This is a genomic window from Geodermatophilus maliterrae, assembly GCF_041018925.1.
GTDB classification, from domain to species: domain Bacteria; phylum Actinomycetota; class Actinomycetes; order Mycobacteriales; family Geodermatophilaceae; genus Geodermatophilus; species Geodermatophilus maliterrae.
On the sequence record NZ_JBFNXQ010000122.1, the window covers coordinates 1 to 14,424 of the forward strand.

Annotated in this window: 9 protein-coding genes, 1 pseudogene and 1 riboswitch; of the genes and pseudogenes, 7 read left to right on the top strand and 3 right to left on the bottom strand. The window is 76.7% G+C overall.

Annotated features, from left to right (window positions below):
- On the top strand, positions 1-1,776 hold a 1,776-nt coding region (locus tag ABQ292_RS23610), incomplete at its 5' end, for a cation-translocating P-type ATPase (protein WP_369210152.1).
- Positions 1,777-1,983: 207 nt separating this feature from the next.
- Here the strand turns inward: ABQ292_RS23610 and ABQ292_RS23615 are convergent.
- Positions 1,984-2,535, bottom strand: coding sequence for a helix-turn-helix domain-containing protein (locus tag ABQ292_RS23615; RefSeq protein WP_369210153.1), 552 nt, complete (start codon positions 2,533-2,535; stop codon positions 1,984-1,986).
- Positions 2,536-2,565: 30 nt separating this feature from the next.
- On the opposite strand from ABQ292_RS23615, the gene ABQ292_RS23620 reads away from it, so the two are divergent.
- Positions 2,566-3,534, top strand: coding sequence for a DMT family transporter (locus tag ABQ292_RS23620; protein WP_369210154.1), 969 nt, complete (start codon positions 2,566-2,568; stop codon positions 3,532-3,534).
- 128 nt (positions 3,535-3,662) lie between these two features.
- Here ABQ292_RS23620 and ABQ292_RS23625 read toward each other — a convergent pair whose 3' ends face one another.
- Complete coding sequence (locus tag ABQ292_RS23625; RefSeq protein WP_369210155.1) at positions 3,663-3,806, bottom strand: hypothetical protein; 144 nt, start codon at positions 3,804-3,806, stop codon at positions 3,663-3,665.
- A 109-nt stretch (positions 3,807-3,915) separates the two neighbouring features.
- Positions 3,916-4,884: an NADPH:quinone oxidoreductase family protein gene (locus tag ABQ292_RS23630; RefSeq protein ID WP_369210156.1), complete on the bottom strand. Its 969-nt coding sequence runs from the start codon at positions 4,882-4,884 to the stop codon at positions 3,916-3,918.
- Positions 4,885-4,995: 111 nt separating this feature from the next.
- On the opposite strand from ABQ292_RS23630, the gene ABQ292_RS23635 reads away from it, so the two are divergent.
- The 5 genes and pseudogenes from ABQ292_RS23635 to ABQ292_RS23655 form a co-directional block, all read left to right on the top strand.
- Positions 4,996-8,370 carry a pyruvate carboxylase gene (locus ABQ292_RS23635; RefSeq protein ID WP_369210157.1) on the top strand — a complete coding sequence of 1,125 codons (3,375 nt, stop codon included), beginning with the start codon at positions 4,996-4,998 and terminating at the stop codon, positions 8,368-8,370.
- 323 nt (positions 8,371-8,693) lie between these two features.
- Positions 8,694-10,667: a protein kinase domain-containing protein gene (locus tag ABQ292_RS23640; RefSeq protein WP_369210158.1), complete on the top strand. Its 1,974-nt coding sequence runs from the start codon at positions 8,694-8,696 to the stop codon at positions 10,665-10,667.
- 280 nt (positions 10,668-10,947) lie between these two features.
- Complete coding sequence (locus tag ABQ292_RS23645) at positions 10,948-11,541, top strand: helix-hairpin-helix domain-containing protein (RefSeq protein WP_369210159.1); 594 nt, start codon at positions 10,948-10,950, stop codon at positions 11,539-11,541.
- A gap of 107 nt (positions 11,542-11,648) precedes the next feature.
- Positions 11,649-13,304, top strand: coding sequence for a bifunctional 3'-5' exonuclease/DNA polymerase (locus ABQ292_RS23650; protein ID WP_369210160.1), 1,656 nt, complete (start codon positions 11,649-11,651; stop codon positions 13,302-13,304).
- Positions 13,305-13,648: 344 nt separating this feature from the next.
- Positions 13,649-13,798, top strand: a riboswitch (cyclic di-AMP (ydaO/yuaA leader).
- 277 nt (positions 13,799-14,075) lie between these two features.
- Positions 14,076-14,424 (top strand): annotated as a pseudogene (locus tag ABQ292_RS23655) (lytic transglycosylase domain-containing protein); the annotation flags it as partial.

The window sequence follows — 14,424 nt, forward strand, 5'->3', positions numbered from 1 at the left end:
GCGGTCACCGCGCTGGGCGTGCTGTGGCGCCGCCCGCTGCGCGAGGCCGTGGGGTCCGGGGTCGCAGTCGCGGTCGCCGCCGTCCCGGAGGGGCTGCCGCTCGTGGCCACCGTCGCGCAGCAGGCCGCGGCCCGGCGGCTGTCGACGCGGGGCGTGGTCGTCCGGAGCGCGCGGGTGCTGGAGGCGCTGGGCCGGGTGGACACCGTCTGCTTCGACAAGACGGGCACGCTCACGGAGAACCGGCTGCAGGTGGTGCGGTTGGTCCCGCTGGCCGACGGCCCCTCCGACGACCTCGCCGACGAGGAGCTGCTGCGCCTGGCGGCGGCGGCCGTCGGCGCCGGCGACGACGAGGCGCACGAGACCGACCGCGCCGTGGTGAGCGCCGCCGCGGACCGCGGGGTCGCGACCGACGGGGAGGCCGAGGCGTCGGTGCCCTTCGCCACCGGCCGCGGCTTCTCCGCCGCGCTGCGCGACGGCCGGCTGGTGGTCAAGGGCGCGCCGGAGGTGGTGCTGCGCCGGTGCACCGACGCCGGGGACGCCGCCCGCCGGGTGCGCGAGCTGGCCTGCGAGGGACTGCGGGTGCTGGCCGTCGCCGACCGCGCCGTCGAGGGCCGGCCCGACGACCTCGAGGCGGCCGCCGACGGGCTCTCCCTGCGCGGGCTGGTGGGGCTGGCCGACACGGTGCGCCCGTCGTCGGCGGCGGCGGTCGAGCAGCTGCGCGCGGCCGGGGTGCGGGTGCTGGTGGCCACCGGCGACCACCCGGAGACCGCCGCGGCGATCGCCGCGCAGGCCGGGGTCCCCGACGCCGACAAGGTGGTGACCGGCGCGCAGCTGGCCCGCGCATCGACGGCGGAGCGGGCGCGGCTGGTGGCCGACGCGGCGGTGTTCGCCCGACTCTCGCCGGAGCAGAAGGTGCTGCTGGTCGGCGCGCTGCGCCGCGCGGGGGCGACGCTGGCCATGACCGGAGACGGGGTCAACGACGCCGCGGCGATCCGGCTGGCCGACGTCGGGGTGGGCGTGGCCGGCGCGGAGTCACCGGCGGCCCGCAGCGCCGCGGACCTGGTGGTGACCGACTGCGACCTCACCCGGCTGGTCGACGCCGTCGCCGAGGGGCGGGCGCTGTGGTCGCGGGTGCGCGATGCCGTCGCCATCCTCGTCGGCGGCAACGCGGGCGAGGTGGCCTTCACCGTGCTGGGCACCGCGTTCGGCGGGCGGGCGCCGCTGGGCACCCGCCAGCTGCTGCTGGTCAACCTGCTCACCGACATGTTCCCGGCGCTGGCCGTCGCCGTCGCCGCGCCGCGGGCCGCGGCTCCGTCGTCCGACGGCGGGCCGCTGGACGGGCACCCGCTGGAGGCGGTGCTGCGCGCCGGTCCGCAGCGCGGCTTCACCGCCTCGGTGCGGGAGCTGGTCGCCGTCCGCGGGGTGGCGACGGCGGCCGGCGCCACCGGTGCCTGGGCGACGGGGCGGCCGACCGGCCGGCGGCGGGCCGGCACGATGGGGCTGGCCGCGCTGATCGCCACGCAGCTGGGGCAGACCGCGTGGTCCGGGCGGCGCAGCCCGCTGGTCCTGGCCACGGCGGCCGGGTCGCTGCTCGCGCTGGTCGCGGTCGTCCAGACGCCCGGGGTGAGCCGGTTCTTCGGCTGCACTCCGCTGGACCCGTTGTCGTGGCTGGTCGTGCTCGCCTGGGCCGCGGCCGGCACCGCCGGCGCCGAGGTGCTGCCGCGGGTCCTCAAGCGTGCGGCAGTGGACCGCGGGACGGTGTCCGGCCCGGGGTGATGTGCGCGTGCGGCGCGTTCGCGGCCGTGGACGCGCCGCCACCGCACACCACCGGGGTCGAGGTCCTGGGGCGGTCGCATGGGTCGCGTGCGCTTCCGCTCGTGTCCCGAGAGGCGCCTTCAGGGCTGGAGCGTGCTGCCTGAGTGGCGTTGTCGGCGGCCGGTCTGCGCGAGCTGCTCACGGGGAGCAAGTCGTGGCGTCGGCTGGTCAGGAGACGACGACGCGGGTGAACCGGGTCAGGCCGTCGTGCACGTTGAAGTAGGCGTAGGTCTGGGCGCTGGAGTAGATGGCGTAGTCGCCGGGAGCGAGCGTGATCGGGCCCTCGTCGCGTTCGATGCGGAGCCTGCCCTCGGTGATGACGACCATCTCGTGCCATCCCGCGGGGTCCGGTTCGGCGTCGTACCGCTCGCCCGCGGCGAGCGCCCAGGACCACAGCTGCGCCTCGGTGCGGGCCGGCGCACTGCTCAGCAGTACCGCCTCGCTCTCCCGCGCCGCGCCGCGCCAGGCCACCGCGTCGATGCGGCGGGTGGACGCGGAGGGGGCGCCGACGAGGTCGACGAAGGTGACGCCCAGCGCCTCGGCGAGGCGGTCGAGCCCGGACAGGCTGATGTTCGCCTCGCCGGCCTCCAGGTTGATGATCGTCCGCCGGCTGACCCCCGCGGCCTCGGCCAACGTCGTCTGGTTCAGCCCGGCGGCCTGGCGCAGTCGGCGCAGGTTCTCGCCGACGTGGGCGAGCACATCCGGACGCGGCGTTCGCATGTGCAGGATCCTACACATAGCGTGTGCAGAATGCTGCATACAAAGCGTCGTCCGCGGTGGAGTGTCCGGTTCAGCCGGCAGGAGCTGGCACTGGTCGCCGTCACCGCGGTCTGGGGTACGACGTTCCTCGTCGTCCACCTGGCGGTGCAGCACGGTGGGCCGCTGCTGTTCGTCGGCCTGCGCTTCCTCGCCGCCGGCGCGATCAGCGCGGTCATCTTCCGCCGCACGCTCAAGGGGCTGACGCGGCGCGAGCTGGGCGCGGGTGCGGCGATCGGCGTGACGATCTTCGGCGGGTACGCGCTGCAGACCGTCGGCCTGCAGACGATCCCCAGCAGCACCTCGGCGTTCCTCACCGCGCTCTACGTCCCGCTGGTGCCGCTGCTGCAGTGGGCGGTGTTCCGCCGCGCACCCAGGCCCGCCGCCTGGGCCGGGGTGGCGCTCGCCTTCACCGGGCTGGTGCTCCTGGCCGACCCCGGGTCGGCGGGGCTGACGCTGAGCGCCGGAGAAGTGCTGACGCTGGTCAGCACCGTCGCCATCGCCGCGGAGATCGTCCTCATCGGCCTGTTCGCCGGCACCGTCGACCTCGGCCGGGTGACGGTGGTGCAGCTGCTCGTCGGCGGCGCCCTGTCGGTGGCGATGGTGCCCGTCGTGGGCGAGGCCGTTCCGTCCTCGTCCTGGCTCTGGCTCGCCGCCGCGATCGGTCTGGGGGCCGCCAGCTGCCTCATCCAGATCACCATGAACTGGGCGCAGCAGTCGGTGTCCCCGACCCGGGCGACGGTCATCTACGCCGGCGAGCCGGTGTGGGGCGGCATCATCGGACGCCTCGCCGGCGACCGACTGCCCGGCCTCGCCGTCGTCGGCGCCGCGCTGATCGTGGCCGGCGTCCTCGTCAGCGAGCTCGAGCCGCGCTCACGGCAGCCACAGCCGGCGCCCAGACCCGCACGCGTCGACGGTGTCACCGCGTTCACTGATTCGAGTGATCAGGCCGGTGTCTCGTAGTGGGCGGCGCGTTCGGGGACATCAGCCCCGTCGGCGGCCTCTGGCGTCACGCGAGCGAGAACGCGGAACTCCTCCGGGGCGGGCCGCCCAGGGACACGGGCAGTGCTGCGCCTCCACGAGACCGGACGTCAGGCGGTCGCGAGGATGCGCTGCAGCGCCGCCTCGACGTACTCCTCGTGCAGCGCCTGGACGACGTCCATGCGGTCCTCGGCGACGGCGGCGTTGACCCGCCACACGTAGCTCTCGTGCAGGTCGGTCAGCTCTGCGTGCACGGCTCCTCCTCCCGTCGGTGTCCCCTCCAGTGTCCGGCGGGGAGCCCCGCGGGGCAGGCAGGACGGGCTGCCGATCGAGTCACACCGGGGTGCGCCGGTGGGCGGACGCTCAGCCCCGCACCCGCAGCAGCACCTTGCCCGTGGCGCGGCGCTCGTCGAGCTCGGTGACCGCCGCGGCGGCGTCGGCCAGGTCGTGCACGGAGCCGATCACCGGCTGCAGGCGTCCCTGCTCCAGCAGCGGCAGCAGGTCGCGCCACTGCTCCTGCACGTAGCCGGGCTCGCCGCTCCAGAACGCGCCCCAGCCGACGCCGACGACCGAGACGTTGTTGAGCAGCAGCCGGTTGACCTTGACCGTGGGGATCTCGCCGCCGGTGAAGCCGAGCACCAGCAGCCGCCCCTCGCGCGCCAGGCTGCGCACCGAGTCGGTGAACCGGTCGCCGCCCACCGGGTCGGCGACGACGTCGACGCCGCGGCCGCCGGTCAGCTCCTTCACGCGCTCGCGGAAGCCGTCGGCGAGCACGACCTCGTCGGCGCCGGCGGCCCGGGCGGCCTCGCCCTTGGCCTCGCTCGACACCACCGCGAGCACACGGGCGCCGTACGCCTTCGCCAGCTGGATGCCCGCCGTCCCCAGGCCGCCGGCGGCGCCGTGCACGAGCACCGTCTCGCCCTCCCGCAGCCGGCCGCGGCGGCGCAGCGCGAAGTGCATGGTCAGGTAGTTCATCGGCAGTGCCGCGCCCTGCTCGAAGCCCATCGCGTCGGGCAGGGGGAAGACGAAGCCGGGGTCGGCGACCGCCACCTCGGCGAAGCCGCCGAACCCGGGGAAGGCGGCCACCCGCTGGCCGGGCTCGAAGCCGCTGCCGGCAGGCGCGCTGCGCACGACGCCGGCGACCTCGCTGCCGGGCACGAACGGCACCGGGGGCTTGAGCTGGTACTCGCCCCGGCTGAGCAGCACCTCGGGGAAGGTCACGCCGGCGACGTGGACGTCGACGACGACCTTCCCGTCGGCGTCGGGCTCGGGGACGTCGACGACCGAGATGGACGACGGGCCGTCGAGGGTGGCGATCTGGGCGGCGCGCACGGGGCCTCCTGCATCGGCGGGGAGCGGGACCGCGAGGATGTCAGACGCCCGACACACGGCTCTGGGAGAGTGCGCACCGGACACCCACCCAGCCGACCCCGGAGGAGTCCCGTGTTCACCAAGGTCCTGGTCGCCAACCGCGGGGAGATCGCGGTGCGCGCCTTCCGCGCCGCCTACGAGCTCGGTGTCGGCACGGTCGCCGTCTTCCCGTGGGAGGACCGCAACTCGGTGCACCGGCTCAAGGCCGACGAGAGCTACCAGATCGGCCAGGAGGGGCACCCGGTGCGGGCCTACCTGTCGGTCGAGGAGGTGGTCGGTGCCGCGCGGCGGGCCGGCGCCGACGCCGTCTACCCCGGCTACGGCTTCCTCTCGGAGAACCCGGAGCTGGCCGAGTCGTGCGCGAACGCCGGCATCACCTTCGTCGGGCCGCCGGCGTCGGTGCTGGAGCTGACCGGCAACAAGGCGCGGGCGATCGCCGCCGCGCGGGACGCCGGCCTGCCGGTCCTCGCCTCCACCGAGCCCGGCGACGACGTCGACACGCTGCTGGCCGCGGCGGACGAGCTGCCGTTCCCGGTGTTCGTCAAGGCCGTCGCCGGCGGCGGCGGGCGCGGCATGCGCCGGGTGGAGCGGCCCGACGAGCTCTCCGCCGCGGTGCAGGCGGCGATGCGGGAGGCGGAGTCGGCCTTCGGCGACGCGACGGTCTTCCTCGAGCAGGCCGTCGTCGACCCGCGGCACATCGAGGTGCAGATCCTGGCCGACGCGCAGGGCGACGTCGTCCACCTCTTCGAGCGGGACTGCTCGGTGCAGCGCCGCCACCAGAAGGTGGTGGAGCTGGCCCCGGCGCCGAACCTGGACCCGGAGCTGCGGGAGCGGATCTGCGCCGACGCGGTCGCCTTCGCCAAGGCCATCGGCTACGTCAACGCCGGCACGGTGGAGTTCCTGCTCGACCGCGAGGGCCGGCACGTGTTCATCGAGATGAACCCGCGCATCCAGGTCGAGCACACGGTCACGGAGGAGGTCACCGACGTCGACCTGGTGCAGTCGCAGCTGCGGATCGCGGCGGGGGAGACGCTGGCCGACCTCGGCCTGTCCCAGGACACGATCGTGCTGCGCGGGGCGGCGCTGCAGTGCCGGATCACCACCGAGGACCCGGCCAACGGCTTCCGTCCCGACACCGGCCGGATCACCGCCTACCGCTCGCCCGGCGGCGCCGGCATCCGGCTGGACGGCGGCTCGTCGCTGGGCGCGGAGGTGGGCGCGCACTTCGACTCGATGCTGGTCAAGCTCACCTGCCGCGGCCGCGACTTCGGCATCGCCGTGGCCCGCGCCCGCCGTGCCGTCGCCGAGTTCCGCATCCGCGGCGTGGCCACCAACATCCCGTTCCTGCAGGCGCTGCTGGACGACCCCGACTTCCAGGCCGGCCGGGTCACCACCTCCTTCATCGAGGAGCGGCCGCACCTGCTCACCGCCCGCAGCTCGGCCGACCGCGGCACGCGGCTGCTCAGCTACCTCGCCGACGTGACGGTCAACAAGCCGCACGGCGAGCGGCCGCACCTGGTCGACCCGGTCACCAAGCTCCCCCCGGCCGACCTGCGCGCGCCCGCCCCCGACGGCTCCCGCCAGCGGCTGCTGGAGCTCGGCCCCGAGGCCTTCGCCGCCGACCTGCGGTCGCAGACGGCGCTGGCGGTCACCGACACCACCTTCCGCGACGCGCACCAGTCGCTGCTGGCCACCCGGGTGCGCACCAAGGACCTGCTCGCCGTCGCCGGGCACGTCGCCCGCACCGCACCGCAGCTGCTCTCGCTCGAGTGCTGGGGCGGGGCCACCTACGACGTGGCGCTGCGGTTCCTGCACGAGGACCCGTGGGAGCGGCTGGCCGCGCTGCGCGAGGCGGTGCCCAACATCTGCCTGCAGATGCTGCTGCGGGGCCGCAACACGGTCGGCTACACCGCCTACCCCGAGCAGGTCACCGAGGCCTTCGTGGCCGAGGCCGCCACCACCGGCATCGACGTCTTCCGCGTCTTCGACGCGCTCAACGACGTCACCCAGATGCGCCCGGCCATCGACGCCGTCCGCGGGACCGGGACGGCGCTGGCCGAGGTGGCGCTGTGCTACACCGGCGACCTGTCCGACCCCGGGGAGACGCTCTACACCCTCGACTACTACCTCCGCCTCGCCGAGCAGATCGCCGACGCCGGCGCGCACGTGCTGGCGATCAAGGACATGGCCGGCCTGCTCCGGCCGCCCGCGGCCGCCCGGCTGGTGACCGCGCTGCGGGAGCGCTTCGACCTGCCCGTGCACCTGCACACCCACGACACCGCCGGCGGGCAGCTGGCCACCCTGCTGGCGGCCTGGTCGGCCGGCGTGGACGCCGTCGACGGCGCGGTCGCCTCCATGGCCGGCACCACCAGCCAGCCGCCGCTGTCGGCGATCGTGGCCGCCACCGACGCCACCGAGCGGGCCACCGGCCTGGACCTGGCCGCGGTCAACGACCTGGAGCCCTACTGGGAGGCCGTGCGGCGGGTGTACGCGCCGTTCGAGTCCGGGCTGGCCGCCCCGACCGGGCGGGTGTACCGGCACGAGATCCCCGGCGGGCAGCTGTCCAACCTGCGCCAGCAGGCGATCGCGCTGGGGCTGGGGCAGCGGTTCGAGGAGGTCGAGGACGCCTACGCCGCCGCCGACCGCCTGCTGGGCCGGCTGGTCAAGGTGACGCCGTCGTCGAAGGTGGTCGGCGACCTGGCGCTGCAGCTGGTCGGCTCCGGCGTCTCGGTCGACGACTTCGCCGCCGAGCCGGGCAAGTACGACCTGCCCGACTCGGTCATCGGGTTCCTGCGCGGCGAGCTGGGCGACCCGCCCGGCGGCTGGCCCGAGCCGTTCCGCACCCGCGCGCTGGAGGGCCGGCGTCCCGCCGAGCCGCCGGCCGAGCTCTCCGACGACGACGTCCTGGGCCTCGCGCAGCAGCCGCGGGAGACGCTCAACCGGCTGCTGTTCCCCGGCCCGACGCGGGAGTACCTGGCGCACACGGAGACCTACGGCGACGTCTCGGTGCTGCCGACCAAGGAGTTCCTCTACGGCCTGCGGCCCGGCGACGAGCACGCCGTCGACCTCGAGCCCGGCGTCACCCTGCTCATGGGCGTGGAGGCCGTCTCCGACGCCGACGAGCGCGGCATGCGCACCGTCATGTGCTCGCTCAACGGGCAGCTGCGCCCCGTCTCCGTGCGCGACCGCTCCGTCGACGCCCAGGTCAAGGCCGCCGAGAAGGCCGACCGCAGCCAGCCCGGCCAGGTCGCCGCCCCGTTCGCCGGCGTGGTCACCCTCAAGGTCGCCGAGGGGGACACCGTCGAGGCCGGCCAGCCGATCGCCACCATCGAGGCGATGAAGATGGAGGCCGCGATCACCGCCCCGGCCGGCGGCACCGTCGAGCGGCTGGCCATCGGCCCGGTGCAGCAGGTCGAGGGCGGTGACCTGCTCGTCGTCCTGACCTGAAGGAGGACCCTCCTGCCCTCACCACTCGCACGCTCGCGGCGGGCCCTGCAGGAGGGCTCCCGCCCCGCCGCGTCGCCGGGCCACGACCCTGCGTGAGACCTGCGCTGGGGTGTCGCCGTCGTCCGGGACGCCGTGGTTCAGGTCCGGCAGGGGCGGGCATGCCTCCCGCGCGCAGCCGCCCGCGCCCGACGAGGCGTGGCCGTGCTGCACGGCCGCGACGGCGGCACGTCGGCGCTCGGCGCGCGTGCTGCCTGCGGTGTGCCCCCGGACGGGGCGGGCAGGGAGCGGGACACCCGCAGCAGCGGCACGGGACGGAGCACGGAGTGACGACGGTCGAGAGGGGTCGGCAGACCCTGGGGGGCCGCTACGAGCTGCAGGAGCTCATCGCCCGGGGTGGCATGGGGCAGGTCTGGCGGGGGCGGGACACGCTGCTCGACCGGTCCGTCGCGGTCAAGGTCCTGCGCAGCGAGTACGCCGACGACCCGACCTTCCTCGCCCGGTTCCGCGCCGAGGCCCGGCACGCCGCGGCGCTGAGCCACCCGAACATCGCCGCCGTCCTGGACTACGGCGAGGGCACGGCCGCCGACACCGGGGAGCACCTCGGCTACCTGGTGATGGAGCTGGTCGACGGCGCGCCGCTGTCGACGCTGCTCACCGAGGGTGGCCCGCTCGAGCCGGACGCCGCCCTGTCGGTGCTGCAGCAGGCGGCCGCGGGGCTGGCCGAGGCGCACCGTGCCGGCGTCGTCCACCGTGACGTCAAGCCGGGCAACATCCTGGTCCGGCCCGACGGCGGGGTGAAGCTGACCGACTTCGGCATCGCCTGGTCGGCGGAGAGCGTGCCGCTCACCGGCACCGGCCAGGTCATCGGCACCGCGCAGTACATGTCGCCCGAACAGGCCGCCGGCGAGCGGGTCAGCCCGACCAGCGACGTCTACGCCCTCGGCCTGGTCGGCTACGAGTCCCTCACCGGCCGCGCCGCCTTCACCGGCACCAATCCGGTCACCGTCGCGCTCAAGCAGGTCCGCGAGGACCCCGAGCCCCTGCCGGCCGAGGTCCCGCCGGACGTCCGGCACCTCATCGACGCCGCCCTGACCAAGGACCCCGGGCAGCGCCTGGCCGACGGCGACGCCTTCCTGCACGCCATCGAGGACACCGTGCACCCGGCCACGGCGCCGCGGATGGCGGCCGTATCGGCGACCCGGCCGATCGCGCCGGCCGAGCAGCCGCCGGTCCGGGCCGCGTCCACCGCCGCCTCGGACCGGCCCGCTGCGGCGGACGGGCACCGCCGGCGGCTGCTGCTCGTCCTCGCGGTGCTGGCCGTCGTCCTGCTCGGCGGCGGGGCGGTCGCGCTCGTGGGCGGCCTGTCCGACGGAGACCGGTCGGCCGCCGTCGCCGCGCCGTCGGAGGACGGCATCGTCCTGGCCGCCGACGAGTACGTCGGCCGCCCGGTGGGGGAGGTCGTCCCCGAGCTGACCGACCTGGGCCTGACCGTGGGTCAGCAGACGACGGTGACCCCCGACGCCGCGCCCGGGACGGTGACCCGCCTCGACCCGGCCGGCACCGAGGTCGACGCCGGTGACCGCGTGCGCCTGTTCGTCGCGGCCGCCCCGTCGACCGTCGCGGACGACGACGCGGCCGCCCCCGCGCCCGCGGAGCAGGCACCGTCCTCCGCCACCGGGGACGCGGCGCCCGGGACCCCGGAGGAGACCCGGCCCGAGCCGCCCTCGAGCGCTCCGGCGCCGGCCCCGCAGGAGACCCCGGCCGGTGGCGCCCCGGCGGGCGGCAGCGCACCGGCGCCCGGGACCACTCAGGGTGCGAGCCCCTCGGCCGACGCCGGCGCCGGCGGGGCCACAACGGATCCGACCCCGGACCCGACCCCGGGGCCGGCTCCGGAGTCCACGCCCGAGCCGGCCACCGAGTCCGCGCCCGAGGCCGGCACCGCACCCGAGCCGACGACCGAGCCGTCGACCGAGCCGTCGACGACCGAGCCGGCCGAGCCGACGACCGAACCGTCCACGAGCGCGCCGACCGAGCCGACGGGTGGCACGGAGACGGGTGGCACGGAGACGGGTGGCACGGAGACGGGTGGCACGGAGACGGGTGGCACGGAGACGGCGCCGTCGGCCGGGAGCGGGCCGGGGACCAGCGCTCCGAGCAGCCCCCCGGCCACGGGGGACGGGAACGCCGACGGTGCGGACGGGGACACCGGCGCGCCCGGGAGCCCGGCGGCTCCTGGGAACGGCGCGGGCGCCGGCGACTCCGACGCCGCACCCGGGTCGGCCGGCGCCAACGGCTGAGCGGCGGCCACCGCCCGGGCGCGGACGCGGGGCCGTCGCGGCGTGCGCCGGTGGCAGCCCGCGGGGTCCAGCCGCCGGGCAGGTGCGGTGTGCGGACGGCGCTCGTCGGCGCAGTGGCCCCTCCGCGGGGTCCCACCGCGAGCTCGGGAGTGGTGGAGGCAGAGGGGTCCTTCGTCAGGCCCGCGCCCGACGGTGGAGCGGCGCAGCACCGTGCGGTCGTCTAGGACCGGGTGGCCTCGGCCGGCTGAGCGGGGCACCGCACGGACTAGGGTCGGGGGCCATGGCGATCAGGTCGCCGGGGAACCAGCCCGGGAAGAGCGTCGGTGAGCTGCGTCTGCCCGGGCGGGCGGTCGCGGCGCTGACCCGGGCGGGCATCACCGACGTCGCCGACCTCGCGGTGCTCACCCGGCGGGAGCTCTCCGCCGTCCCCGGGCTGGGGCCCAGCACGATCGCCGCCATCCGGGCCGTCGTCCCCGAGCCGCCCGCGCGCCTGCCCCGTCCTGGTCCGGCCGACGGCGGCGACCAGCCGGTGACGCCGCCCGGGGCGGGGACGACCTCCGCGGAGGAGGAGTCCCCGGCCGCGCCGTCGATCCCGTCGTTCGCCTCGCTGCGCGACCCGCGGCGGCGCACCCCGGTCGACCTCCTGGTGCCGGGGGAGCCACCCACCGCACCGCTGCCTGCCGAGCCCCCGTTCGTGGAGTCCCCGCCCGTGGAACCCCCGCCCGTGGAGCCCCCGCCCGCGCCGACCACGCCCGCCGCTCCCGCCGGGGCGCCGCGGCCGGCGGAGTGGGGTGACCTGTGGCGGTTCGGTCTCCGCGTCGCGTCGTGGTGGGTCCACCAGCCGATCCGGACCCTGCGCCGCCTCCTCGGCTGAACGGGGGCCCCTGCCTCCCGCCACTCGCGAGCTCGCGGCGGGATCCTGGAGTGGGCCGCCCGGCGCGGAGGCACGGGGACGTCGCACCCGTCGGCGACACTGCGGGCGTGGATCGGATCGTCCTCCGCCGCCGCGGGGACGTCGTCGAGGCGTGGCGGTGCACCGGCGACGCGACGGCGGCCGAGGTCACCCGCCTGCCGTCGGACGAGCTGCCCGGCTGGGTGCGGGAGCGGGAGCGCACGCCGGTCCGCTGGGTGTGGGACGACACCACCCGCTGGTACCCGGCGCTGCTCGACGCCGGCGTCCGGGTCGAGCGCTGCACCGACCTGCGGCTGACCCACGCCGTCCTCCGCCGCTCGCCGTTCGTGGACCAGTGGCCGCTCGCCGGTGAGGACACTCCCGGCTGGGACGACCTGCAGCCGGTGACGACGGCCGAGCACGCCCTCTTCCCCCTCGCGGACCCCGCCGACCGGCTCGACCCGGTCGCCGAGCACGACCGGCAGCAGGCGGCGCTGGCCGCGTCGGCCGAGCGTGGTCGGCTCGCGCTGCTGCTGGCCGCGGAGTCCTCCGGCGCGCTGGTCGCCGCGGAGATGACCCACGCCGGGCTGCCGTGGCGGGCCGACGTCCACGAGCGGCTGCTCACCGATGCGCTCGGCCCGCGCCCGCCGGCCGGCGTCCGGCCGCCGGTGCTCGAGCGGCTGGCCGGGGAGGTCCGCGCGGCCCTCGGCGCGCCCGGCCTCAACCCCGACTCGGCGGTCGAGCTGCTCCGCGCGCTGCAGGCCGCCGGGCTGCCGGTCGACGACACCCGTCAGTGGACGCTCGAGCAGGTCGACCACGCGGTCGTCGCGCCGCTGCTCGAGTACAAGAAGCTCGCGCGGCTGCTGTCGGCGCACGGCTGGAGCTGGCTGGAGACCTGGGTGCGCGACGGCCGGTTCCGGTCGGCGTTCCTGCCCGGCGGGGTGGTGACCGGCCGGTGGTCGGCCCAGGGCGGGGGCGCGCTGTCGGTGCCGGTGGCGGTGCGCCCGGCGGCGGTCGCCGACGACGGCTGGCAACTGGTGGTCGCCGACGTCGCCCAGCTCGAGCCGCGGGTGCTGGCCGGCATGAGCGGTGACGCGGCGATGGCCGAGGCGGCGCGGTCGGCCGACCTGTACCAGGGCATGGTGGCCGGCGGCGCCGTCGCCACCCGCGCCGAGGCCAAGCTCGGGATGCTCGGGGCGATGTACGGCGGCACCCGCGGGGAGAGCGGCCGGATGCTGCCGCGGCTGGCCCGCCGCTACCCCCGGGCGATCGAGCTGGTCGAGGAGGCCGCCCGGGCGGGGGAGCGCGGCGCCGTCGTGTCCACCCTGCTCGGCCGCGGGTCGCCGCTGCCGACCGGCGCGTGGGCGCAGCGCGGCGCCGACCTCGGCGAGCCGCCCGACGACGACGGCCCCCGCGAGGACCGCGACCGTGCCCGCCGCGCGTGGGGGCGGTTCACGCGCAACTTCGTCGTCCAGGGCACCGGCGCGGAGTGGGCGCTGTGCTGGCTGGCCGACCTGCGCAACCGGCTGTGGCGACTCGGCGGCGGGACGCCGGCGCAGCGGCCGCACCTGGTGTTCTTCCTGCACGACGAGGTCGTCGTGCACACGCCGGAGCACCTGGCGGCCGACGTCACCCGCGAGGTCCGCGCCGCGGCGGTCACGGCCGGGCGGCTGCTGTTCGGCGGCTTCCCCGTCGATTTCCCGCTCGACGTCGCCGTCGTCCGCTCCTGGGCCGACGCCGGCTGAGGGCGCCGGGCCGGAGGGTCCTGCCGGCTGCTGCTCGAGTCCGAGGACGGTGCCGTCGTCGAGCTGTCGAGCGCCGGCCACCGGTTCCCGGACCTGCGGGACACCGAGCCGGTCACGGCACAGACCGAGCAGTGAGCCGCGTCGCCCGCCGTCGCCGTCCCCGCCGGACCGACGCCTCGACCGAGCCCTCGGAACCGCGGGTGCATACACCCTCCGGCCGCCGATCGGGCGGTGTGCGACCGCGGTCACCCGACGAAACCGGTGTCGACTCGTTGTCACGATCGCATAACGCCGGTACCGTGACCGCGTCCGACCGGTCGCCACGTCCCCCGTCGGGGGAGGCCGGACGGACGCCGCCGAGTCGCCCGCTGGGGCGAGCCGGGGACCCACCGCAGTACTGGGGTGAATCCCGCACCGGGCATCCGTCCGGGCAGGTAGGGCTGCTTCCCGCCCGAACCCGTCAGCTAACTCGGCAGGCGGCTCACGGAAGAACGGAGAGCCGCCGGATGGCGTGCGCCTGCCCTGCCGCACCACCCCGTCCACCCCGGCTCTCCCGGACCCCGGCGCGCCCGCGCACCTGACCGTCCGCGGCCGTCCGCCCCGGACGCCGTCCGCGAGCCCACCAGCCCGAGCACCCTCCGCTCGACCGGCCCCGTGCCGCTTCCTCCTGGTGGGCCCGCGCCGGCCCGGCGCGCTGCCCGCGCACCCGCCGTCCGCCCCGCCGCTGCCTCCCGTGCCGCTGCGCCCGTACATCCCGGAGCACCCCGACCCATGGACCCCCGCACGACCACGTCCGGCCGTTCCGCGGAGCGGCGTGCCCGCGCCGCCGGTTCCCGCCGCCGTCCGGTTCCCGCCCGCCGACCCGGCCTCCTGCTCGGCGCCGCCGCCGCCGGCGCCCTGCTGGTCAACGTCGTCGTCGGCGCGGACCCCGCCGCGCAGGCCGGCGCCGGCCGCGCGGAGTCGGCCAGCGTCGCCCGGGAGCTGGGTCTGACCTCCGAGTCCGCCGAGGCTGCCGAGGCCGGCGCGGTCGACGTGGCCGAGGACCTCCAGCCACTGGAGGACCTGGCCGCCAGCCGCGGCAGCCGCGAGGCCGAGGAGGCCAGCGCACAGCAGGCGCAGG